Below are 22,995 nucleotides of genomic sequence, written 5' to 3' on the forward strand. Positions count from 1 at the left end.
TTAGCCAGTCAGAGCTGAACGAGCTGCCTCCGCTTTATATGTTACCTACGTTTTCTGCTTAGTCCCATTGCGTTTTCTACTTTGCGTAGTTGTTTGAATGCGACGCGGTTTGCTTTTTCTGCACCTTTGTCTAGGATTTCGTCTAGTTCTGGTGAGTTGATTAGTTCGTTATATTTGTCTTGAATTGGACGAATAGCTTCTACGACTACTTGCGCTAGGTCGCCTTTGAAGTCGCCGTATCCTTTTCCTTCGTACATTGCTTCGATTTCTTCAACTGTTTTTCCAGAGAATGAAGAGTAGATTGTTAATAAATTAGAGATACCAGGTTTGTTTTCCTTATCAAATTTCACAATACCTTCAGAGTCAGTTACAGCACTCTTAATTTTCTTTTCAATTGTTTTTGGCTCATCAAGCATACTAATCATTGATTTTGGATTCGGATCAGATTTACTCATTTTTTTCGTAGGCTCTGTTAATGACATAACGCGAGCTCCTACTTTTGGAATGCGAATTTCAGGCATTGTGAAGATTTCGCGGTAACGTTTGTTGAAACGCTCTGCTAAGTCACGTGTTAATTCGATATGTTGCTTTTGGTCATCACCAACCGGCACGATTTCAGTGTTGTAAAGTAAAATATCAGCAGCCATTAATGGTGGATACGTAAGTAATCCAGCTGGAACTGAATCTCTACCAGAAGCTTTATCTTTATATTGCGTCATACGTTCTAATTCTCCAACGTAAGCAACAGATTGCATGATCCATCCTAGTTGAGCGTGTGCTGGTACTTCTGATTGTACAAATAAAGTAGCTTTTTCAGGATCGATGCCGCATGCTACATAAAGTGCAGCAAGACTGCGGATGTTTTTACGAAGCCCGACGGGATCTTGAGGTACTGTAATCGCATGTTGGTTTACAATACAGAAATAACAGTCGTGTTCATTTTGAAGCTCTGTAAACTGCTTCATTGCTCCTAAATAGTTTCCAAGTGTAATCGTTCCACTTGGTTGAATACCAGAAAAGATAACTGACATAAGTAATTCCTCCTAAAATAGAATGCGTGATGTGGGGAAGAGAAGGCAAACAAAAAAGCCCATTCATCCCAAAAAACTATAGGGACGAATGGACCGTGGTACCACCCTAATTATTTCACTACTGTGAAATCTCTCTAATCCATAATAACGTTTGGATATAACGCCAAAGCCTACTACTTTCGGTTCGGTTTGGTGCTCAAAAGCCCATTCCATACTGTACAATTACTTGTTCACACCAACCACAAGCTCTCTGAAATTGCCTCAATATGTACTCTTCTTTATCATCGCATACATATAAATTTATTTATTGTTACTTGAGCTCTTTTAATATGAAAGAACTAAAGTTTTATAACAAAATGTTTTGCTGATTATTATATCATATGGGATAGTGTTTGCAAACTACATCAAAATAGTAAAGCTAATGAGGGTCGAGAACAACCCAAGGAAGATACCTGTAATACAAATTGGATATGTCCATTTGAATGAATATGTTTTATAAATACGTTCTTTCTTATCTGTAGGTTCCTCGACTTCTTCAATTAAAGAGTCAATCTTTTTGTTCGTACCAAATACTCTTTGGAATGCGTAAATGGTTACATTGAAAAAACCATTTTGAAATATGTATAAAAAACCGCCGATAAGAATAAAAAACAGTGCAATATAAAACAAAATGTTGACAAAGTTCAACAAAAATTGAGATGAAATGAGGAATGCACCAATACTAGAAGCAATCATCGCTATAAAAATTAGTATACAAGTATGAAAAAAAACTTTATTCAAAATATTCCCCTCCGTCAAAATATTACTAGAATTATTATACTATAAAAGCTATAATAAGTACTAGGATTAATTTTTTGAAAATTATACGCAATTAAAGGTCTGATTTTAAGATGATGGTAGCAATGTTAATGTATCCCTTTACGAAAAATTAAAAATATAAATATTTTATTAAAAATTTTAACAAAAAAACAAAAAACTATATTCACAATTGTTATATTATATGTATAATGAAAATTGTAGAAACTTGGAGATTATTCTTTCAATTCTACTTTTTAACAAGTGAGGGTACAGGAAGTGCAATTAGGGGAGGCAACACAACATGAAGAAAAAGATACCGTTATTACTTGCATTAACTTTAACTGCAAGTATGTTGCTTAGCGCGTGTAGCTACCAAAAAGATGACGCAAAAGCAAAAGGGAAAGAGAACGCTACGAGTAGTAGTAACGGAAAACAGATTCTTAATTTAACAGAGTTATCTGAAATTCCGTCAATGGATGCATCATTAGCATCTGATTCTTCATCTTCTACAGCATTAAATAATACGATGGAAGGTTTATATCGTATTGGCAAAGATCAAAAGAGAATGCCTGGAGTTGCAGAAGATGTCGAAAAGCTAGATGATGGGAAGAAATACATATTTAAATTAAGAAAAGATGCGAAATGGTCGAATGGGGAACCTGTAACAGCTAAAGATTTTGTGTATTCATGGAAAAGAGCAGTAAATCCAGATACAAAAGCAACGTATTCGTACATTATGTTCGATATTAAAAATGCAGAGAAAATTCATAAAAAAGAATTACCTGCTGACCAATTAGGTGTAAAAGCGATTGATGATTATACATTAGAAGTAGAATTAGACAATCCCGTTCCTTATTTTATCGATTTAACAGTTTATCCAGTATTTTACCCACTAAATGAAAACTTTGTAAAAGCACAAGGTGATAAATTTGGTTTAGAGGCAAATACAACATTATATAACGGTCCATTCGTTATGAGTGATTGGAAACATGAACAAAGTTTCCAATTCAAGAAGAATCCTTCATATTGGGATAATAAAACGGTTAAAATCGAAGAAATCAACTTTAATATTGTAAAAAATACAGCAACTGATGTAAATTTATATGAGACAAACGCGATTGACCGAGCGGCTTTAACGTCTGAATTTGTTGATAAGTTTAGAAAAAGTCCAGAGTTCCAAACAAGAAAAGAAGCAGGGGTTGCTTACTTAAGATTTAATCAAAGTAATCAGTACTTAAGTAATAAAAACTTAAGAAAAGCAATTTCAATGTCCTTTGACCGTGATAACATTGCAAAAGTTATTTTAAATAACGGTGCAATTGGAGCTTACGGATTTGTTGGAAAAGATTTCGCTGAAGGTCCGAATAAAAAAGATTTCCGAGCTGAAAATGGAAAGCTAGTTGAAACAAATCCAAAAGAAGCGAAAAAGCTTTGGGAAACAGCGAAGAAAGAGCTTGGAACTGATAAAATCGAACTAGAATTCTTAAACTTTGATAATGAAGATGCTAAAAAGGTTGGGGAATTCTTAAAAGGTGAGATGGAAAAGAACTTACCAGGTTTATCAATTAAAATTAAACAGCAACCATTCGCACAAAAAAATAAATTAGAAGATTCTCAGCAATATGATATTGCGTTTGGTATTTGGGGACCAGATTTCCCAGATCCAATCTCATATTTAGATATGTTTGTTACGAATGGTTCTCAAAATAAAACAGGGTATTCTAATCAGAAATATGATGAGTTAATCCTAAAAGCTAAAACAGATACAAAAGATTTACAAGCTCGCTGGGACAACCTTCTAGAAGTAGAGAAGATGTTAATTAAAGAGGATGCAGTTATCACTCCAATCTTCCAAAAAGGTTCAGCGTATGTAGTAAAAGGTGCCGTAAAAGATATTATCCCAATTAACTATGGTGGTAAATTAACTTACAAATGGGCATCTGTTGAACAAAAATAATCTTTTTTTCCATCGTTTACAAGGGTATATGCCTATGATGGGCATATGCTCTTATTTTAAAAAAATAAAAGTAAGAATATTTTAAACTATCTTATTGCTTTTGAGAAAAACGGGGAGGTGCTTGATATGGGACGTTATGTATTAAAACGTTTCGTGTACATGGCTTTGACATTATTTTTAATTACTACAATGACTTTCTTTTTGATGAAATTACTTCCGGGTTCTCCGCTTAAAAACCAGGAGAAGCTATCACCGGCACAAAAAGAAATCATTCTTGAAAAATACGGATTGAATGATCCGGTACCAGTTCAATACGCACGTTACTTAGGTAACCTAGCAAAAGGTGATTTAGGGGTATCATTCCAATATGATAACCGCCCAGTAACAGACATGATTGTGGATCGTATTGGGCCATCAGCCCAATTAGGTTTACAAGCGATTATATTAGGAACATTTATCGGTTTAATTTTAGGTATTGTTGCCGCACTTCGTAATAATACGTGGGTAGATTATAGTGCAACAGTTATTTCGGTACTCGGAATGTCGGTACCATCATTCGTATTCGCCGCATTACTGCAATATTTCGTAGGGGTAAAACTTGGCTGGTTCCCAGTAGCATTCTGGAAAGGACCAGAGTTTACTGTAATGCCTACAATTGCATTATCGATGGGAGTTATTGCAACAATCGCACGTTTCTCTCGTGCAGAATTAATTGAAGTTATGCAAGCCGATTACATTTTAACAGCGAAAGCGAAAGGAATTAGCCAAGGCGTTATCATTGTCAAACATGCACTTCGTAACGCGTTAATTCCAGTTGTAACAATTTTAGGACCAATGGTTGCGGCATTAATTACAGGAACACTTGTTATCGAGCAAATTTATGCTGTACCAGGACTTGGGGAACAATTCGTTAAATCGATTACTTTAAATGACTATACAGTTATTATGGGAACTACGATTTTCTATAGTGCAATCTTCATTTTAGTTATTTTCATTGTCGATATTTTATACGGAATTATTGATCCTCGTATTCGTTTAGCGGGAGGGAAAAAATGATGAAAGATGTACAAAAATTATCTCCAGATTTATTTCAACAAGCCAATCAAAATAATGTTGATAATGAAGTCATTGCCCGTCCAAGCCTAACGTTTTGGCAAGATGTAAGAAGACGTTTATTCCAACATAAAGGTGCGATGCTTGGCCTTGTATTATTAGTTATCATTGCACTATTAGCGATTTTTGGACCGATGGTAAGTAAACACTCGTATAAAGAGCAAGATTTAGGTCGAGCGAAATTACCACCAAAAATTCCAGTTATTGAAAATGTTCATTGGTTACCATTTGACGGTACAGATCAATATGGTGTTGACCAATATGAAAAACGTGATATTAAAGAGTACTTCTGGTTTGGTACAGATGATCTTGGCCGTGACTTATGGACAAGAACATGGGAAGGTACACGCGTATCATTATATATCGCTCTTTTAGCAGCAGCAATTGACTTAGTAATTGGGGTTGCATACGGAGGTATTTCAGCATTCTACGGCGGTAGAGTAGATAACATTATGCAACGTATTATGGAGATTATTAACGGTATTCCATACTTAATCATCGTTATTTTAATGGTAATCATTATGGGATCTGGTATTTGGTCAATTACACTCGCGATGGCGATTACAGGTTGGATAGGGATGTCGCGTATTGTTCGTGGACAAATCTTAAAGTTAAAAAACCAAGAATATGTATTAGCATCTCGTACATTAGGTGCAACAAATACACAATTAATTGTGAAACATTTAATTCCAAACGTAATGGGACCTATTATCGTAATGACAATGTTTACAATTCCATCAGCGGTGTTTGGTGAAGCGTTCTTAAGTTTCATCGGTTTAGGAATTCAGCCGCCATTTGCGTCACTAGGTTCTCTTGTAAATGATGGTTATAAATCTATTCAAACGTATCCGCATATGATGTTCATCCCTGCGGTTGTCATCAGTATATTAATTTTAGCGTTTAACTTAATGGCAGACGGATTACGCGACGCGTTAGATCCAAAAATGCGTAAGTAAAAGAGGGGAGAGGCAAAGATGAAAACATTGTTAGAGGTAAAAGATTTACAAGTCTCCTTTGATACACATGCAGGTGAAGTACAAGCTGTACGCGGCGTTACTTTTGATTTGAAAAAAGGAGAAACATTGGCGATTGTAGGAGAATCTGGTTCAGGGAAATCAGTTACTTCTAAAGCGTTAATGGGATTAATTCCGAATCCTCCTGGACGCATTAAAAATGGTGAAATCGTATTTGAAGGTCGTGACTTAACGAAATTAACAGAAAAAGAAATGCAGCAAGTACGCGGTAAAGATATCGCGATGATTTTCCAAGATCCAATGACATCATTAAACCCAACGATGACAATTGGAAATCAAATTATGGAAGGTCTAATTAAACACCAAGGGATGAGTAAAGCAGATGCACGTAAAGTTGCTTTAGAATTAATTGACCTTGTAGGTATTCCAAATCCAGAAGCTCGTTTAAAACAATATCCTCACCAATTCTCAGGTGGTATGAGACAGCGTGTAGTTATTGCGATGGCGTTAGCTTGTAACCCGAAATTATTAATTGCCGATGAGCCGACAACAGCGCTAGACGTTACGATTCAGGCGCAAATTTTAGAACTTATGAAAGACATTCAGCAAAAAACAGAAGCAGCAATCATTTTCATTACGCATGACTTAGGTGTAGTAGCAAACGTTGCGGACCGAGTGGCAGTTATGTACGCTGGTAAAGTTGTTGAAATTGGAACTGTAGATGAAATTTTCTACAATCCGAAACATCCATATACTTGGGGTTTAATCGCATCTATGCCAAGTTTAGATGGTTCAGAAGAAGAGTTATATGCAATCCCTGGAACGCCTCCAGATTTATTGAAGCCGCCAAAGGGAGATGCTTTTGCACCACGTAACCCGCAGGCACTGAAAATTGATTTTGAAATGGACCCACCTTTATTTAAAGTAAGTGATACGCACTATGCGGCAACTTGGTTACTTCACGAGCAAGCTCCAGAAGTAAAACCGCCAGCAGTCGTTGAAAAACGCATTCTTCAAATGAAAGCAGGTGAACAACATGACTAAACAACGTGAGAAATTAATTGAAGTAAAAAATGTAAAGCAGCACTTCGACGTGAGTGGTGGTGTTGTCAAAGCGGTTAATGATATTTCATTTGATATTTACCGCGGAGAAACATTTGGTCTTGTAGGAGAATCAGGTTGTGGTAAATCGACAACTGGAAGAACGATTATTCGTTTATATGATGCAACTGCTGGTGAAGTATTGTTCGATGGTGAAAACGTACATGGTAAGAAATCACGCGCAGAACTGAAGAAATTCAACCGTAAAATGCAAATGATTTTCCAAGATCCATACGCATCATTAAATCCTCGTATGACAGTAGGGGATATTATCGCAGAAGGTATTGATATTCACGGATTAGCGAAAAGTAAAAAAGAGCGCATGGACCGTGTTCATGAACTATTAAACACAGTTGGTTTAAATAAAGAGCACGCAAACCGTTTCCCACACGAATTCTCAGGTGGACAACGTCAGCGTATCGGTATCGCTCGAGCGCTTGCTGTAGACCCAGAATTTATCATTGCCGATGAGCCGATCTCAGCACTTGACGTATCGATTCAGGCGCAAGTTGTAAACTTACTGAAAAAGTTACAAAAAGAAAAAGGTTTAACATACTTATTCATCGCCCATGATTTATCAATGGTAAAATACATTAGTGATCGTATTGGTGTAATGTACCGTGGCCAAATCGTTGAGTTAACAACAAGTGATGAATTATATGCGAATCCAATTCATCCATATACGAAATCACTATTATCAGCGATTCCACTTCCAGATCCAGATTATGAGCGCAATCGTAAACGTATCGTATATGATCCATCACAGCATAATTATGGTAGTGAAGCACCAACAATGCGTGAAATTCGCCCAGGACATTTCGTACTATGTTCGGAAGCGGAGTACAAGAAATATAAAGAGATTTATCAATAAGAAAAAGAGCCATTCTTCTGTTATGGAAGGATGGCTCTTTTTCTACTATATAAAAGAATTGTATACATTTGTCGGTCAGTCGATATATTTAAAGAATCGCCGATATAAATCTCATGTATCATTAGTGATATCCATATGCAAAATTACTGAACTTGAACAGAAACATTCTCCTCTTGTTCTTCAGGTTTAACAAGTGCATAACGCTCCCATGCTCTACTTTTCCAGCGGAAGAACATAATAATGGCACGTGTCCATTCGTCGATGGCGATTGCTAGCCAAATACCAACGAGCCCCATATCTAAATGAAAGGCGAAAAAGTAACCTAGTGGTAAACTCATTAACACCATAGAGAAGGCACCGATTAAAACAGGATATTTTGCATCACCAGCTGCACGAAGCGAATTAATGATGACGATATTCATCGTACGTCCCGTTTCAAGTAGTACACTTAGTAAAAGAACACTTGCGCCTAACCCGATAATGTACGGATTATCTGTAAACAGTCCCATTAATTGTGTACGGAATGTAATAACGAGAGCGACCATACATAAAGTTACACCAATCGCCCATTTTACACTTTTCCACAAGCGTTCGTATGCTTCATCTTTTTCGCCACCACCAACGAGGCGGCCAATAATAATGGCTGTTCCCATACCAATTGCAATAGCGAATAAATAAGTGAACATAGAAATGTTCGTAGCGTATTGTCTAGCCGCTAACGATTCCGTTCCTAAATATGTTGCATAGTATAAGAAGACAATTTGACAAGCTTGATACATAACTTGCTCAAAAGCAGATGGAATCCCGATTTTTAAAATTTTCCCGATATATTCTTTTGATAAGGTGAAATAATATTGTAATTTTACACGATATTCCATAACGCGGTATAGTAACCAGAAGAAAACAATAAGCGCTATAAGTCGGCTGACAGCAGAAGAAATGGCAGCCCCTTGTACACCGAGCTCAGGGAAACCAAATTTCCCGAAAATGAGTACATAGTTTCCAGCGATATGAATCATATTCATTCCGAGTGAAATAAACATCGCTTGCTTTGTGAAACCGTGTACACGGATAATTGCGGCTAATGAGTTAATAATAGCTTGTAGGAAGATGGCTCCTCCGACGATAGATAAGTAGTTTTGCGCATACGTTAGTACATCGCCTTGTAAGTTCATTGCGAGCATCATATGTTTCGAAAATAAAAGAAAACCAGCGCTTATAACGAGCCCAACTATTAAATTTAATGTGACGGCTAATGCTGATATTTTAGATGCTTCCATAAAGCGTTTGGAACCGAGGTATTGAGATACGACGATAGCTGCGCCGTTCCCGATGACTTCTAGTACCAAAATAGCGATATGGAGGTATTGATTCGCTGCACCAACCCCAGATACAGCATCGTCTGATAATGCACTTAACATGAAAGTATCAGCGATCCCCATTAACATAAAAAGAAAAACTTCTAGAAAAATAGGCCATGTTAATAAGAATAAACTTAATTTCTCAGTAGGCCCGTTTTTTGCCTGAATTGCTGCCATGTCCGTCCCCTCTTTACCGATATCTATTTTTAGCAAAATGTATCGTAACATACTTTCTTAACCTTTGCACTCATTTTAGCCTACATATTTTTATTATGAAGAGAGTGCTATTTTATGATAAAAACAAAAGGATAATTATACATAAAGTATTATGAGATATAAAATTCATTTTTCTCTGATAATTTAGAAAAGTATAAAAAATATTGTTTTTAACACTTTAGTAAGAATAATCAGCAATATGAAACGTTTACAAAGATTTATTTTTTAACAGGAAATTTTAATGAAATAGAAATATAAATATACAAAAAATATATTTGTGTGTATAATATGAATTATTAGAACATATATATATTTCTTTCTGTTTGAAAATGAAAGGGCTAACATTTTTATGGAGGGTGGAAGTATGAAAAAAAAGATTCCAGTTTTTGTAGTATCAACAGTAGCAATGAGCATGATGTTAGGGGCATGTAGCTACCAAAAAGATGAACCGCAAGCGAACGCAAAAGGGGATAGCGGGAAAAGCGGTGCGAAGCAAGTTATTAACTTAATTGAAACGCAAGAAATTCCAACGATGGATCCAGCGTTATCAGCTGATGCAGTTTCTTCAAGAGTAATGGGTAATACGATGGAAGGCTTATACAGTTTAGGAAAAGATGATAAGCTAGTTCCTGGTGTAGCGAAGGAATTCCAAAAATCAGAAGATGGTAAAAAATATACATTTAAATTACGTGAAGACGCAAAATGGTCAAATGGTGATCCTGTGACGGCAAAAGATTTCGTATACGCATGGCAAAGAGCGATTAACCCAGATACAGCTGCGAAATCAGCGTACATTATGTATGATATAAAAAATGCAGAGAAAATTAATAAAAAAGAGATGAGTCCGGATCAATTAGGGGTAAAGGCGATTGATGATTATACATTAGAAGTGGAATTAGATAATTCAATTCCATACCTTGTAGATTTAATGGTATATCCAATCTTCTATCCTGTGAATGAAAAGTTTGTGAAAGAGCAAGGTACGAAGTTTGGTTTGGAAGCGAATACAACGCTTTATAACGGACCATTTACATTAAGTGATTGGCAACATGAACGTAGCTTTAAAATGACAAAGAGCGCGTCATATTGGGACAATAAAGAAGTGAAGATTGAAGAAGTAAACTTTAATATTGTAAAAGATACATCTACGCCAATTAACTTATATGAAACAAATGCAATTGATCGAGCGTCGTTATTAGCGGAGTTTATTGATAAATATAAAGGAAAACCAGATTTCCAAACAGTAGAAGATACATCTGTATTCTTCCTTCGTTTAAATCAAAAAGATCCAGCTTTAGCAAATAAAAATATTCGTAAAGCAATTTCACTTGCTTTTGACCGTAAGCCATTCGTGGATACATTATTAAATAACGGTTCTAAGCCAGCAACAGGATTAATTCCTGATAACTTCATTAAAGGACCAGATAAAAAAGATTTCCGTGCTGTAAACGGGGATATTGTAAAACCAAACGTGAAAGAAGCGAAGAAATATTGGGAAGCTGGTAAAAAAGAACTTGGTAAAAATGAAATCGAATTAGAATTATTAAATGAAGATGTAGAGTTATCAAAGAAAACTGGTGAATATTTAAAAGGTGAATTAGAAAAGAATTTACCAGGTTTAACAGTAAAAATTAAACAACAACCATTCGCACAAAAACTAAAATTAGAAGATGCGGGCGATTATGTCATGTCATTCTCTGGATGGAGTGCGGACTTCCCAGATCCAATTACATATCTTGATATGTTTGTAACAGATGGGTCACAAAATAAGATGAAGTACTCTAATCCAAAATACGATGAAATCATTATGAAGGCGAAAAAAGATGGAAGCGATGTAAATGCTCGTTGGAAGAACTTATTAGAAGCAGAAAAAATGTTACTTGATGATGCTGCGATCGTTCCAGTATATCAACGTGGTAGAGCATATTTACAAAGAGATTCAATTAAAAATATGTATAACCATAAATATGGCGGCGATTTAAGCTTTAAATGGGCGTCAGTAGAGAAATAAGAAAAAAAGCAGGCGATCGCCTGCTTTTTTTAATACGTTCGTTTCTTATAAATGCCTTTTCCGCCAACTTGGTTCCAGCCAGATTGTACACCCAAACTTTTGTTAACAAACTTCATTTTTTCTTTTCCACCAAAGAGCTTTTCGCCGATGCTATTTGTAATGACACCAATCAATGCTGTTATTCCGATGATGAGGGCAGCAACCGTAATAAAATCAATAAAAAAAGCAATCATTTGAAAACTCCCCCTTTGCCTGTCTGTATGTTTATTGTATGAGATAAAAAATGAAAAAGAAAGAAATGTCAGAAAAATATTTAATTTACTTTAGAAATCGTGTAGACAGGAGGGAGGATATTTGTTAAAATAAGAACAAACGTTCCTTTTTATTCTCATTTGTATAGTCTTACATTTCTTAATTGATTTATCAAGAAAAAGTAAGAAAACGTTCTCTTTTTCATAGGGAAGATTATAGATAAATAACTATATATTATATGAAAAATCTATGAGAAGTGAGTAGTAAAAGGATTGAAAGTTATTGTTAAAGTACAGCTGAAGTGAGCGTAATCATGTTACATAGCAGTGAAATGCACAGAAGAGTTTTCTCAACTAGCAGGAAATTTACTGTATATTTCTTGCAAAATCTATTGTATAATGATTATAGAAGTTACTTATTAAAAGTAATTGTTGTTTATTATAAGTTGTTGCTTACATGAAATGCGATTTTTGTACTTTTCAATAAGACAAGTTATCGCGAAAAATTGCTGAAGTTAGAAATTAAAACTGTATTTAGTACAGAATTTGTACTCTTTAAGGAGAGTGAGCTTTGTATGGTAACATTATATAGTTCTCCAAGCTGTACGTCTTGTAGAAAGGCGAAATTATGGCTAGAGGAAAATCATATTCCCTATACAGAACGTAATATTTTCTCAGATCCATTAACGATTGAGGAAATTAAAGAGATTTTACGTATGACAGAAAGCGGAACGGATGAGATTATTTCTACTCGTTCGAAAGTTTTCCAAGAATTGAATGTAAACTTAGAGTCTTTACCACTTCAAGATTTATATAAGATGATTCGTGACTATCCAGGGATTTTACGTCGTCCAATTATGATTGACGAGAAACGCCTTCAAGTTGGTTACAACGAAGACGAAATTCGTCGTTTCTTACCACGTACAGTAAGAACGTTCCAATTACGTGAAGCACAACGTCTTGTAAATTAATTATAATAATATGAAAACCTTCTACCTATTATATAGTAGAAGGTTTTTTTTAATGTTTCACATTGCGTAATCGAACTTGTTGTACGATAAAGCCGATGCATAAAATAGTGAAAATGAACAAATAAGGAATGCTTGTAGTGAAACTTGGATTGTTATGAAAAAAGGTTGCAAGTCTGTCTTCATGTGTAACCATTTTTCCTGCAGTATAGGCAAGAATCGCTGCCCCGCAATAAATGAGGAATGGAAATCGTTCCATAAGTATTAAAATAAGTTTGCTGCCCCAAATAATAATCGGGATAGAAATGAGTAAGCCGATTATGACGAGTAAAAATCTCCCGTGAGCTGCACCTGCAATGGCAATAACATTATCAAACCCCATAACGAGATCCGCGAAAACAATTGTCCGCACAGCTTGAAATAAAGTTGTTTTTCCTTGAATAGAAGAAAGATCGTTGCTATTATCGGTTAATAAATTGACTGCAATTAATGTAAGTAAAACCCCGCCAATCAATTGTAGAAATGGAATGTCGAGTAAATAGACAGCTAGTATAGTAAGGATGATTCTTAGTACAATCGCTAAAAGAGTACCGATCAAAATAGCCTTATTTCGTTTCGATTCAGGTAAATTTCGGCTAGCTAGTGCGATGACGATTGCATTGTCACCACCTAATACAACATCGATACCGACAATCATTAGTACGGATGTTAAAAACTCTAAGTCCATTCGTCTGCCTCCATTTATGATGTTTTAATAAGCGAACTATATGTATGTGATGAAGAAAGTTGTTGTTAAATAATCTCTTCTAATAGAAGTTTCACTTTATTACAGTGTACGGGGGAATGTGGAAATGTATGTCCAAATTTTTTGTAAGTAAGAAATCGCTATAATAATATATTTATGTAGTTTATCGAGGAAAGATAGGCATATAACTATTTTTGTAAAATAAATCGATTTTATTTCCATTCTGGAGAATCTTATCATAAAATGAGAGTACAAGGATCTATTGATTTGTCATATGAGTGGGGAATCCCTTCATAACAATTCTAAGCAGGAAGGGAGAGTTGTATTTTGGATATTGAAAGAATTAATGATCATACGATGAAATTTTTTATTACGTACATTGATATAGAGGATAGAGGATTTAATCGTGAAGAAATTTGGTATGATCGCGAACGAAGTGAAGAGCTCTTTTGGGAGATGATGGACGAAGCTCGTGATCATGACGATTTCTTTATTGATGGACCGTTATGGATTCAAGTGCAAGCAGTCGATAAAGGGATTGAAGTACTTGTCACGAAAGCAGAGCTTTCAAAGGACGGACAAAAGCTGGAACTACCGATAGGGGTAGACAAAATTATAGATATTCCTCTAGATGAAGGCATCGAATCATTATTCCAACAAGAATTAGTCGAAGAGGTAGAAGAACAAACAGGAACAAACTTTAATGAAGATGGTACGTTTGGCTTTTTAATTAAATTTAATGATTTTGAAGATGTCATTTCATTAAGTCATCGTCTTATCTTTGAAGATATAAAAGATGAGCTGTATTCATTTGAGGACCGCTATTATGTATATGTGGAATTCGATGAAGTGCTACATGATGAAGAAGAAATCGATCGTATTTTAAGTATTATTTTAGAATATGGAGAAGAATCAACTTTAACAATTCATCGTGTAAGTGAGTATGGAAAACAAATTGTGAAAGAGCATGCGCTTGAAACGATTCGCAATAATTTTCCTGCTAAAACGTAGGCCGATTTCTGTAGTATGAAATCGGCTTTTTATATGAAGAATAGGAAAGCTTTCTTAGTTAGGAGGTAAGAGATGAAAAATACGTTAAAGCTGATTTTCTTTATACTGCTATTGTTCGCATTATTTGTTTCGTTACGTATGTTTATTGATGTAGCATTTTATTCAGATGTGATTGGGATAAAAGATGTTTCGATTTTAGGTATTATTAGTATTTTATTTACAGTATCTGCGTTTTTAATTGGTTGCGTTATTTTCTTAGAAAATCGACATCCATCTAAAACACTTACATGGTTAATTGTTTTAGGGATTTTTCCGGTATTTGGTTTCTTTGCTTATTTATTATTTGGACAAAATTTTCGAAGAAAAAGAATGTTCCAAAAGAAGGCGTTACTTGATGAACAGGCGTTTTTACAATATAAAGGGCATGAAGATTACGAAGAACGAATTTTACGCAATCATAAGCATCAAGAACTGTTATTTCGTTTAGCGGATCGATTAGGAGCTTTAAATATTTCATTTCAAACTGAAACGAGGACATTAACAAATGGAGATGAAACGTTTCGGGCTATTTTAAATGGGTTAAAACGAGCGAAACATCACATTCATATGGAATATTACATTGTGCGTGATGATAAATTAGGAACAGAAATTAAAGATATTTTAATACAAAAATCGAAAGAAGGCGTTGTTGTTCGCTTTTTATATGATGCGGTTGGAAGTTTTAAGTTATCGAAATCGTATATTGAAGAATTAAACGATGCAGGTGTAGAAATGATTCCATTCTTTCCTGTGCGCTTTCCGATTTTAAACGATAAGATTAATTATCGAAATCATAGGAAAATTGTTGTGATTGATGGGAACGAAGGGTTTGTAGGCGGATTAAATATCGGTGATGAGTATTTAGGGAAAAATAAATATTTTGGCTTTTGGCGAGATACGCATTTGTATTTACGTGGTGAAGCGGTTCAAAGTTTACAACTTATTTTCCTTCAAGACTGGTTTTATATGACTGGAGAGGCTGTGCTAGCCCCTGAATATTTACAAGCAAAAGCAGTTGAGGGTGATCATTGGGGAGGAGTGCAGCTAGTTGCAGGTGGCCCCGATAATAAGTGGGAAACGATTAAGCATTTATATTTCGCAATGATCGCTTCTGCTCGGAAATCAATTTGGATTGCAACGCCGTATTTTATTCCGGATGATGATATTTTATCCGCATTAAAGGTTGCTGCACTTGCTGGTATTGATGTTCGTTTATTAATGCCGAGTAAACCGGATAAGCGTACTGTCTTTTACGCATCGAGATCGTACTTCCCAGAGCTTTTAGATGCAGGAGTAAAGATATATGAATACGAAAAAGGTTTTCTTCATAGTAAAATTGTCATCGTTGATTCTGATTTAGCTTCAATTGGGACAGCTAATATGGATATGAGAAGTTTTCATTTGAATTTTGAAGTAAATGCCTTTTTATATGATACAGATAGCATTCGAAAACTTGTTCAAGACTTTAAAGATGATTTAGAAGAATCAAGTGAAATTCATGGTGATCATTTTCATAAAAGACGTCTTCATAGACGAATTGTTGAATCAACGTACCGATTATTATCACCTTTATTATAAAAAGAGATGTCCGAAATTGGGACATCTCTTTTTTAAAAGGAATTTGTAACAAATTGTAGAATATAAGGAGTTGAAAGGGTGTGATTACGATATTTATCGCTAAAAGAGAAAACGGTGAAAAAATTCATTTACTCTATAATTGTAATGAAGAGCTTTTGCGCCGTATGCGTCAACAAGAACGATTCTTTTGTGTAGCTTGCGGAAAGGAAGTGCAAATGAAATTAGGGAAACAAAAAAGTTGGCATTTTGCTCATAAAAAAGTGGATTCATGTCTTGCCTTTTATGAAGCGGAATCAAAGTATCATATGCATGGTAAAGAATTGTTATATAGATGGTTCAAACGTCAAAACTTTCAGGTGGATATAGAGTACTACCTCCCAGAAATTAAGCAACGACCAGATGTTTTTGTAGAGAGGGCGGGTAGAAAAATTGCAATTGAATACCAATGTGCAAACCTCGCTATAGAGCAGCTGTACAAAAGAACATATTCGTATTGGCAAGCTGGTATACAGGTCATTTGGATCGTTGGTGGAAATCAATTGAAAAAGCAATCTGCATATTGGATGAAATTTTCCTCACTTATGGCTTTCTCCTTACAATCTTATCCTCAGCCACTTCTTATTTTCTTCTGTCCGAAACAAAAATCATTTATGAAATGTGCATTTGTCACTCCCTTTTCTACAAATGTTTTTTTCTCACATACTATATATTTACCAACTGATGCGACTACTTTTGAAATGCTTTTTTCTCCTGTTCCTTTCGGGAAAGAAAGATTGGGTGAAGAGTGGAAGAAGAGAAAGAAAAACTTTCGCCAAAATGCCTTACCGATTTGGAATTATAATTATAAGTCATTATTACGCCTCTTATATCAATTTAAATGTACCCCAGCGAGCTTTCCTTCTGAAATTGGTGTTCCACTCCCTTCTGCATTTGCTTTTCAAACAAACCCATTTATATGGCAAGCTTTTCTATATATGAAGTGTATAGGGGAGCTTGCAGTGGGAGAGTGTATTTCTCTTCAATACGTGTGTAGTTATGTAAAAAGGTATACGAAAAGGCGGATACTTCCGTACTTTTCGCAGCACATATGGAAAATGGCAGTTACTGAATATATGACATTTTTATGCTATATAGGTGTTTTACGTAAAGTGGGAACTTATACGTACCGAAAAATAAGGGATGCCGTGATGTTAAAAACAGAGGAGGAAATTATGAAACATGATGAGATTTGCTTAATACATGCGCTATCTTTATTTGAGGCAAATTTTAACATGAGAGGAGGAAAAGCGGATATAATAAAGAATGATTGTGAAGGAATTACATAAGAAAAAAACGAATTGTACTTAAGTAGAGATATTTAAAGGAGGGCTTAAAGAATGTCTGAACAAAACAAAGCGAAAGCATTACCAGATCGCAACGAGATTGAAGAAGCAAGTACGTGGCGATTAGAAGATATTTTCCAAACGGATGCAGAATGGGAAAAAGAATTCCAAGCTATTAAAGAGCTATTACCGAAGTTAACTGAATTTAAAGGGAAACTTGGTGACTCTGCGGACAATTTACTTGAGGCATTGCAATATGAAGATGAAATATCAATGCGATTAGGTAAGTTATATACATATGCTCATATGCGTTACGATCAAGATACAACAAACTCTGTATATCAAGCATTAAATGATCGTGCAACAAATTTATATTCACAAGTATCTAGTAGCACAGCGTATATTGTGCCTGAAATTTTATCGATTTCAGAAGATACATTGCAAACATTCTTGAAGGAAAATAGAGATTTAAGTGTATATGAACATGCATTAGAAGAAATTACACGTCAACGCCCGCACGTATTATCAGAAGCTGAGGAAGCTTTATTAGCGGAAGCATCTGAAGTAATGAGTTCATCAAGCAATACATTTGGTATGTTGAATAACGCGGATTTAAAATTCCCATCTATTAAAGGGGAAGACGGAGAAGAAATAGAAATTACACATGGCCGTTACATTCAGTTTTTAGAAAGTGATGATCCTCGTGTTCGCAAAGATGCATTTAAAGCTGTATATGAAACGTACGGAAAATTTAAAAACACATTCGCAAGTACGTTAAGCGGAGCAGTAAAACGTAATAATTTCAATGCGCGTGTTCGTAAATATGATTCTGCTCGCCAAGCTGCACTGAGCAATAATAATATTCCGGAAGCAGTATACGATCAACTCGTTGAAACAGTAAATGACAACTTACATTTATTACACCGTTACATCGATATTCGTAAGCGTGCACTAGGACTTGATGAGCTTCATATGTATGATTTATATACACCACTTGTACCAGAAGTGAAAATGAATGTGAAATACGAAGAAGCGCAAGACCTTTTATTAAAATCTTTAAACGTACTTGGTGATGAATATGTTGATATTTTGAAAGAGGCATATGAAAATCGCTGGGTAGATGTGTATGAGAATAAAGGAAAACGAAGCGGGGCATATTCATCTGGTGCATATGGAACAAATCCGTATATTTTAATGAACTGGCATGATAATGTAAATAATTTATTTACACTTGCTCATGAGTTTGGTCATTCGGTGCATAGTTACTATACAAGAAAAACACAACCGCACGTATATGGTGATTATTCCATCTTCGTAGCAGAAGTGGCATCTACTTGTAATGAAGCACTTCTAAATGATTATTTATTAAAAACGACAGAAGATAAGAAAGAGCGTCTATATTTATTAAATCATTATTTAGAAGGGTTCCGTGGTACTGTATTCCGTCAAACGATGTTTGCAGAGTTTGAACATATTATTCATAAGAAAGTACAAGAAGGACATGCTGTTACGCCAGACATGTTAACGGAAATTTACTATGATTTAAATAAGAAATATTTCGGTGACGCTTTAGTAATCGACGAAGAGATTGGTTTAGAATGGTCTCGTATTCCACACTTCTACTACAACTATTACGTATATCAATACGCAACAGGATTTAGTGCAGCGACAGCTCTATCTAAACAGATTTTAGAAGAAGGACAACCAGCAGTAGAACGTTATATTAACGAGTTCTTAAAAGCAGGAAGCTCTGATTATCCAATTGAAGTGCTGAAAAAAGCAGGAGTAGATATGGCATCTCCTGAACCAGTAAAAGAGGCACTACAAGTATTTGAAGAGAAATTAAATGAATTAGAAGCATTATTATTTGAAGAAAAGTAATGAAAAAAGACGAGGGATTGTATCCTCGTCTTTTTGTTGAATAGATTCAATGTCGATATTTGTCGGAGAGAAAGGTGAATTTCTTTGTTTTTCTAACTGAAAGGATAGTTTTACGACTGATTTTTAAAATTAAAACCCTTTGAATCGTTTTTTATAATTGAAATAAGAGAGAGTGATAACGATGATTCCGAATAAAAGAGGTAAGGCAATAATTTTAGGAAAAGCTTGTAGTAGAGAGAGGATGTACAAGAAAAAAGAAACGATGACAGCTAGAAAGAGAAGAGCAATATAAGATTTTTTCATAAATAAACCCCCCTAAATGACCTTTTTTATAGCTTATTCAAAAATGAAAACGTTTAGAATGTGACAAAAGTGTGAAATTCGACAAAAGGGGTTGTCATCTGACGTCGAATCTTGTAATATAATAAGCGTGAACGAATTCACATACAAACATATACCCCTTTGTTTGAACGTGAAAATTTCTCCCATCCCCTTTAATATTTTTATAAGCCGTAAAGAAAAAGACCTGGTGTTTACACCAGGTCTTTTTCTTTTGCTATCCATTTCCAATAACGTTCGCATTTTACTTCTATCATTTGTACTTTTCGTTTCAGTTGTAATTTTTTTAGTTCGCGTTCAATTTCTTGTTGCGGACAATCATAAATAAATGCTACTTCTTTTGAAGATATAAATTGTGTTGCTTCTAGTAACACTTCTAAAGGTGGTAATGGTTCTGGCTCAATTTCACATTTTACAAGTTCTTTCAATAATTGTACGTATACATCGTAGGAATAATTTCCAGCGATTTTAATACCTTCTTCATCTGAGTTCGCATGAAAAAAGACGAGGGAAGGTATTTCTGTAATATGCATTTCATTCGTGAATTTCAAGTCACATTGGAAAGCTTTTTTTGCACTAGCAGAATGTAGATCTTTTTTAAATTCTTCTACATCAATATTGCTATCTTTCGCACATGCAAGTAATAGTTCGCAGTCAGGGTTTGATACATTTTCAAGGAAAATGTATTCTTGGAGTTTTCGCAAAAACTTCGAACCTGCTTTTCGGCCTTGCAACTCCGCTGCCTTAATTGCCATCGAAACTAAATATGGTGTTGACGATGCTTCTTGCATATGTACCTTTCCATCACATGAAAAACCTTGTAAACTGGTTGTCTTTTCCCACACAAATCGAATATTAGCAGGTTTATTCCATTTGTGTGAGGAAGCGTTCGTTCCATCCACTTTTCCTGTTACGATATGACGAATAGAGAAGTATTTCCCGTATTCAAGCCATAGTTTAATAATAAAAGGCTCAATTTCCCAGCAATCTTTACAAAGTGGATCAATAAATAAATATGCTTCTACAGACTTATGCTCGCATGCGGAAGGAGATGGCATATTTATATGCTTTGCTTCCTGCTTATCCATTACACTTCACCTGTTTCGTTTGGAGTATTAACCATATGCTGAGCGGTTAATGCTAAACGTTCAAAAACAAACTCTCTTATATGACCATGAACTCCAGTATCATCCATTGCTTGCTCCATACATGATAGCCAAGCCTCTGCTCGTTTTGGAGTAATCTCAAACGGAAGATGGCGTGCTCTTAACATAGGATGACCATGTTCTTCAGTGTACAAATTAGGACCACCTAAATATTGTGTTAAAAATTGCTTCTGCTTCCTAGCGGTTTCTGTTAAATCTTCCGGGAAGATGGGAGATAAGTCAGGGTGTTTACTGACATAGGAATAAAATGTATCTACTAATATTGCAATGCATTGTTCACCGCCAATTGCTTCAAATGGTGTCATCGGTTGCTTGCTCATCCTTTATAAACTCCTTTTTCCATGAAATGTATATCTATTGTAGCAATGGAATGTTCGAGAGGGCAAATAAACAGCTTTCTCAAAGATTCTTTGCTTATTCTACGGGTGTAAACTTTTTTAGTGAGATGTATCCACTAGTGAAACATATTCACTAGTGGAATTTTCACTTTAGCGTGCTTTTTTTTGTTTGGCAAGGAAAAAGCGTTTTACTTTGTTATTTGTATGGCGAACAGGTATGTTATGTTGCGTTAATAAATGAATAAATGCAGCTTTTCCTGTTTCTTCATCTTGCACTTCAAATTCAATTTCATAATCATCGTGATTGTAATAGAAACTATGATCAAAGACAAGCGTTCCGCCTTTAAATAATGTTTCTGCTCTTTCTGTTGTTAAACTACCCATATATGTTAAAGCAGAAACAGGAATTTGTAATTTGTGTAATTGATCTACTACTGCTCCTTGAATGATTGTGTTTGTTTCCATCATCATTTTTGCTTCGTCTTCTGTTACGACTTGATGCGTTTCTAATAAACCGATTTCTGCAGGTTGTTTCAACGTTAACGTATAAGTTTCTCCTTTATGACGAATACGAAGTGCAGAGCCAGCTTCTTTTAACGAGAAGTCAGGTGTTTCAAAGTAGTGATTCACTTGTTTTGTAAATGCTTCAATAGAAAACGATTTACATAATGTATCGAATTCTTCTTTTGTAACGATATTTTTGAATTCAATTTCAATTTCTTGTGTCATTGTATAATCTCCTTTTGAAAAATAATTCTTTACACATTATCGCTTTTTCATAAATTTGGTTCAATGTTTTATTTGTTTGCGTCCATGTTATGATACAATAATACTGTTAAGTAAGACAGGAAGTTGAGATGGAGGAGTTAGAGCATGCAAAATAAAATCCAAGTTAAGAGCGTAGAAAAGAGAGAGAATGCTCTTATTTTTTGTGCGGAAAATAGTGAAATAGAGGTAAAGGAGTTAAGTACGCGTAATCACGTACTTGTAGACTCAGACAATTTATCATTTTTATATATCTTAGAAAATGAATCATCTTTCATTTATGTAAGTATTCCGCACACATGCTGGGAAGCAATGCATGAAGCGATGAATAACGATGTGGTTATGTTCGTTCGCGTGAATGACATTGAAATGGAATTAGAAGGATTAAAAGAAGAAGTAGAATATTTAGTTGAAAATATTGAAGGTAATGCAAATTACGGAGAAGAATTAGTAACTGCTGTAGAAAAAGTATTTCTATAAGCAAATGGATTGATTTTGGTGGTGGTTGAAATGAATCGAAATTGGGAAGAATTTTTAGCACCTTACCACCAAGCGGTGGCAGAGCTAAAAGTGAAACTAAAAGGAATGCGTACTCAATTTGCAATGTTAACAGAGCATTCTCCAATTGAGTTTGTAACAGGAAGGGTAAAGTCGGTTGCAAGTATTATTGATAAAGCGGAGAAGAGAAATGTACCGCTAGACCGATTGAGAGAAGATATGCAGGATATTGCTGGGCTTAGAATGATGTGTCAATTTGTTGATGAGATTAAGCCTGTTGTAGAATATCTTCGAAAACGAAATGACTTTGAAATCGTGGAAGAACGTGATTATGTCACGCAAAAGAAAGATAGCGGTTATCGTTCTTATCATGTTGTCATTAGTTATCCTGTTCAAACGATTCAAGGTGAACAAAAAGTATTGGTAGAAATCCAAATACGCACGCTAGCAATGAACTTTTGGGCAACAATTGAGCATTCTTTAAATTATAAATATAGTGGACGTTTTCCTGAAGATATTAAAATACGATTGCAACGTGCAGCTGAAGCGGCGTTTTTATTAGATGAAGAAATGTCTTCTATTCGTCTTGAAATTCAAGAAGCGCAAAAGGCTTTTTCAAGAAAGCAAGAAACGAAAGATTCCGAATCATAAACTAAAGGGT

22 protein-coding genes and 1 other annotated feature are annotated in these 22,995 nt (G+C 35.1%); of the genes, 13 read left to right on the forward strand and 9 right to left on the reverse strand.

From position 1 onward, the window contains the following. Window positions 1-41: 41 nt before the first annotated feature. On the reverse strand, window positions 42-1,031 hold the full coding sequence (gene trpS, locus ACZDYH_RS08795; RefSeq protein WP_000110982.1) for a tryptophan--tRNA ligase: 990 nt from the start codon (window positions 1,029-1,031) through the stop codon (window positions 42-44). Between the two features lie 77 nt (window positions 1,032-1,108). After that, window positions 1,109-1,325 (reverse strand) — a binding site (T-box leader). A 105-nt stretch (window positions 1,326-1,430) separates the two neighbouring features. After that, window positions 1,431-1,811, reverse strand: coding sequence for a DUF3899 domain-containing protein (locus ACZDYH_RS08800; protein WP_001044997.1), 381 nt, complete (start codon window positions 1,809-1,811; stop codon window positions 1,431-1,433). A 319-nt stretch (window positions 1,812-2,130) separates the two neighbouring features. Here ACZDYH_RS08800 and ACZDYH_RS08805 point away from each other — a divergent pair, with 319 nt between their 5' ends. From ACZDYH_RS08805 to ACZDYH_RS08825, 5 genes are all read left to right on the forward strand, one after another. After that, window positions 2,131-3,786: a peptide ABC transporter substrate-binding protein gene (locus ACZDYH_RS08805; protein WP_102956172.1), complete on the forward strand. Its 1,656-nt coding sequence runs from the start codon at window positions 2,131-2,133 to the stop codon at window positions 3,784-3,786. 126 nt (window positions 3,787-3,912) lie between these two features. Further along, window positions 3,913-4,842, forward strand: a complete 930-nt coding sequence (gene opp3b / locus ACZDYH_RS08810) for an oligopeptide ABC transporter permease (RefSeq protein WP_000534172.1) — start codon at window positions 3,913-3,915, stop codon at window positions 4,840-4,842. Further along, window positions 4,839-5,855, forward strand: coding sequence for an oligopeptide ABC transporter permease (gene opp3C / locus ACZDYH_RS08815; protein WP_000974106.1), 1,017 nt, complete (start codon window positions 4,839-4,841; stop codon window positions 5,853-5,855). Before opp3b ends, opp3C begins: the two co-directional genes overlap by 4 nt. Before the next feature lie 18 nt (window positions 5,856-5,873). After that, window positions 5,874-6,917, forward strand: coding sequence for an ABC transporter ATP-binding protein (locus ACZDYH_RS08820; protein ID WP_000854346.1), 1,044 nt, complete (start codon window positions 5,874-5,876; stop codon window positions 6,915-6,917). Then, on the forward strand, window positions 6,910-7,845 hold the full coding sequence (locus ACZDYH_RS08825) for an ABC transporter ATP-binding protein (protein WP_000166348.1): 936 nt from the start codon (window positions 6,910-6,912) through the stop codon (window positions 7,843-7,845). The genes ACZDYH_RS08820 and ACZDYH_RS08825 overlap by 8 nt, the downstream gene beginning before the upstream one ends. Window positions 7,846-7,988: 143 nt before the next feature. Here the strand turns inward: ACZDYH_RS08825 and ACZDYH_RS08830 are convergent, their stop codons facing one another. Further along, complete coding sequence (locus tag ACZDYH_RS08830; protein ID WP_002164600.1) at window positions 7,989-9,434, reverse strand: MATE family efflux transporter; 1,446 nt, start codon at window positions 9,432-9,434, stop codon at window positions 7,989-7,991. A 352-nt stretch (window positions 9,435-9,786) separates the two neighbouring features. Here ACZDYH_RS08830 and ACZDYH_RS08835 point away from each other — a divergent pair, with 352 nt between their 5' ends. After that, window positions 9,787-11,433 carry a peptide ABC transporter substrate-binding protein gene (locus ACZDYH_RS08835; RefSeq protein WP_114556157.1) on the forward strand — a complete coding sequence of 549 codons (1,647 nt, stop codon included), beginning with the start codon at window positions 9,787-9,789 and terminating at the stop codon, window positions 11,431-11,433. A gap of 29 nt (window positions 11,434-11,462) precedes the next feature. On the opposite strand, the gene ACZDYH_RS08840 is transcribed toward ACZDYH_RS08835, so the two are convergent. Next, window positions 11,463-11,666, reverse strand: a complete 204-nt coding sequence (locus ACZDYH_RS08840; RefSeq protein ID WP_000559972.1) for a hypothetical protein — start codon at window positions 11,664-11,666, stop codon at window positions 11,463-11,465. Window positions 11,667-12,259: 593 nt separating this feature from the next. Here ACZDYH_RS08840 and spx point away from each other — a divergent pair. Further along, entirely contained in the window at window positions 12,260-12,655 is a 396-nt protein-coding gene (spx, locus tag ACZDYH_RS08845; RefSeq protein WP_000258267.1) for a transcriptional regulator Spx, read from the forward strand. A 49-nt stretch (window positions 12,656-12,704) separates the two neighbouring features. Here the strand turns inward: spx and ACZDYH_RS08850 are convergent, their stop codons facing one another. Continuing rightward, window positions 12,705-13,379 carry a TerC family protein gene (locus ACZDYH_RS08850; protein ID WP_000362607.1) on the reverse strand — a complete coding sequence of 225 codons (675 nt, stop codon included), beginning with the start codon at window positions 13,377-13,379 and terminating at the stop codon, window positions 12,705-12,707. A 345-nt stretch (window positions 13,380-13,724) separates the two neighbouring features. Here ACZDYH_RS08850 and mecA point away from each other — a divergent pair, with 345 nt between their 5' ends. The 4 genes from mecA to pepF all read left to right on the forward strand — a co-directional run bounded on the left by mecA (window position 13,725) and on the right by pepF (window position 19,228). Next, on the forward strand, window positions 13,725-14,408 hold the full coding sequence (gene mecA, locus ACZDYH_RS08855; RefSeq protein WP_000350713.1) for an adaptor protein MecA: 684 nt from the start codon (window positions 13,725-13,727) through the stop codon (window positions 14,406-14,408). A gap of 72 nt (window positions 14,409-14,480) precedes the next feature. Continuing rightward, window positions 14,481-16,025, forward strand: coding sequence for a cardiolipin synthase (locus ACZDYH_RS08860; RefSeq protein ID WP_000799194.1), 1,545 nt, complete (start codon window positions 14,481-14,483; stop codon window positions 16,023-16,025). 80 nt (window positions 16,026-16,105) lie between these two features. Then, window positions 16,106-17,350, forward strand: a complete 1,245-nt coding sequence (locus ACZDYH_RS08865; protein WP_000628315.1) for a competence protein CoiA — start codon at window positions 16,106-16,108, stop codon at window positions 17,348-17,350. 51 nt (window positions 17,351-17,401) lie between these two features. Next, a complete protein-coding gene (gene pepF, locus ACZDYH_RS08870) occupies window positions 17,402-19,228 on the forward strand; it encodes an oligoendopeptidase F (protein ID WP_000003348.1) in 1,827 nt (608 codons plus the stop codon). Window positions 19,229-19,357: 129 nt separating this feature from the next. Here the strand turns inward: pepF and ACZDYH_RS08875 are convergent, their stop codons facing one another. The 4 genes from ACZDYH_RS08875 to ACZDYH_RS08890 all read right to left on the reverse strand — a co-directional run bounded on the left by ACZDYH_RS08875 (window position 19,358) and on the right by ACZDYH_RS08890 (window position 21,800). Next, window positions 19,358-19,531 carry a hypothetical protein gene (locus tag ACZDYH_RS08875; protein ID WP_000750355.1) on the reverse strand — a complete coding sequence of 58 codons (174 nt, stop codon included), beginning with the start codon at window positions 19,529-19,531 and terminating at the stop codon, window positions 19,358-19,360. A 230-nt stretch (window positions 19,532-19,761) separates the two neighbouring features. Beyond that, complete coding sequence (locus tag ACZDYH_RS08880; protein ID WP_000360645.1) at window positions 19,762-20,655, reverse strand: ClpXP adapter SpxH family protein; 894 nt, start codon at window positions 20,653-20,655, stop codon at window positions 19,762-19,764. Beyond that, entirely contained in the window at window positions 20,655-21,053 is a 399-nt protein-coding gene (locus tag ACZDYH_RS08885; protein ID WP_000043386.1) for a globin domain-containing protein, read from the reverse strand. The genes ACZDYH_RS08880 and ACZDYH_RS08885 overlap by 1 nt, the downstream gene beginning before the upstream one ends. Window positions 21,054-21,221: 168 nt before the next feature. Next, entirely contained in the window at window positions 21,222-21,800 is a 579-nt protein-coding gene (locus ACZDYH_RS08890; protein WP_000191121.1) for a CYTH domain-containing protein, read from the reverse strand. A 144-nt stretch (window positions 21,801-21,944) separates the two neighbouring features. On the opposite strand from ACZDYH_RS08890, the gene ACZDYH_RS08895 reads away from it, so the two are divergent. Both ACZDYH_RS08895 and yjbM read left to right on the forward strand, forming a co-directional pair. Then, a complete protein-coding gene (locus ACZDYH_RS08895; RefSeq protein WP_048564983.1) occupies window positions 21,945-22,316 on the forward strand; it encodes a UPF0738 family protein in 372 nt (123 codons plus the stop codon). 30 nt (window positions 22,317-22,346) lie between these two features. Then, entirely contained in the window at window positions 22,347-22,985 is a 639-nt protein-coding gene (gene yjbM, locus ACZDYH_RS08900; protein ID WP_001081482.1) for a GTP diphosphokinase, read from the forward strand. The last annotated feature ends 10 nt before the right edge of the window (window positions 22,986-22,995 follow it).

The sequence above is a fragment of the Bacillus sp. EB V-12 genome, from assembly GCF_056158125.1.

Excerpts from the sequence above, each read along its gene's own strand:
- ACZDYH_RS08885 (WP_000043386.1), bottom strand. The coding sequence starts at position 21,053 with ATGAGCAAGCAACCGATGACACCATTTGAAGCAATTGGCGGTGAACAA.
- ACZDYH_RS08875 (WP_000750355.1), bottom strand. The coding sequence starts at position 19,531 with ATGAAAAAATCTTATATTGCTCTTCTCTTTCTAGCTGTCATCGTTTCT.
- ACZDYH_RS08840 (WP_000559972.1), bottom strand. The coding sequence starts at position 11,666 with ATGATTGCTTTTTTTATTGATTTTATTACGGTTGCTGCCCTCATCATC.
- pepF (WP_000003348.1), top strand. The coding sequence starts at position 17,402 with ATGTCTGAACAAAACAAAGCGAAAGCATTACCAGATCGCAACGAGATT.
- ACZDYH_RS08820 (WP_000854346.1), top strand. The coding sequence starts at position 5,874 with ATGAAAACATTGTTAGAGGTAAAAGATTTACAAGTCTCCTTTGATACA.
- ACZDYH_RS08830 (WP_002164600.1), bottom strand. The coding sequence starts at position 9,434 with ATGTTACGATACATTTTGCTAAAAATAGATATCGGTAAAGAGGGGACG.
- opp3b (WP_000534172.1), top strand. The coding sequence starts at position 3,913 with ATGGGACGTTATGTATTAAAACGTTTCGTGTACATGGCTTTGACATTA.
- yjbM (WP_001081482.1), top strand. The coding sequence starts at position 22,347 with ATGAATCGAAATTGGGAAGAATTTTTAGCACCTTACCACCAAGCGGTG.
- ACZDYH_RS08835 (WP_114556157.1), top strand. The coding sequence starts at position 9,787 with ATGAAAAAAAAGATTCCAGTTTTTGTAGTATCAACAGTAGCAATGAGC.
- ACZDYH_RS08805 (WP_102956172.1), top strand. The coding sequence starts at position 2,131 with ATGAAGAAAAAGATACCGTTATTACTTGCATTAACTTTAACTGCAAGT.
- spx (WP_000258267.1), top strand. The coding sequence starts at position 12,260 with ATGGTAACATTATATAGTTCTCCAAGCTGTACGTCTTGTAGAAAGGCG.
- ACZDYH_RS08860 (WP_000799194.1), top strand. The coding sequence starts at position 14,481 with ATGAAAAATACGTTAAAGCTGATTTTCTTTATACTGCTATTGTTCGCA.
- ACZDYH_RS08895 (WP_048564983.1), top strand. The coding sequence starts at position 21,945 with ATGCAAAATAAAATCCAAGTTAAGAGCGTAGAAAAGAGAGAGAATGCT.
- opp3C (WP_000974106.1), top strand. The coding sequence starts at position 4,839 with ATGATGAAAGATGTACAAAAATTATCTCCAGATTTATTTCAACAAGCC.
- ACZDYH_RS08850 (WP_000362607.1), bottom strand. The coding sequence starts at position 13,379 with ATGGACTTAGAGTTTTTAACATCCGTACTAATGATTGTCGGTATCGAT.
- ACZDYH_RS08890 (WP_000191121.1), bottom strand. The coding sequence starts at position 21,800 with ATGACACAAGAAATTGAAATTGAATTCAAAAATATCGTTACAAAAGAA.
- ACZDYH_RS08880 (WP_000360645.1), bottom strand. The coding sequence starts at position 20,655 with ATGGATAAGCAGGAAGCAAAGCATATAAATATGCCATCTCCTTCCGCA.
- trpS (WP_000110982.1), bottom strand. The coding sequence starts at position 1,031 with ATGTCAGTTATCTTTTCTGGTATTCAACCAAGTGGAACGATTACACTT.
- ACZDYH_RS08825 (WP_000166348.1), top strand. The coding sequence starts at position 6,910 with ATGACTAAACAACGTGAGAAATTAATTGAAGTAAAAAATGTAAAGCAG.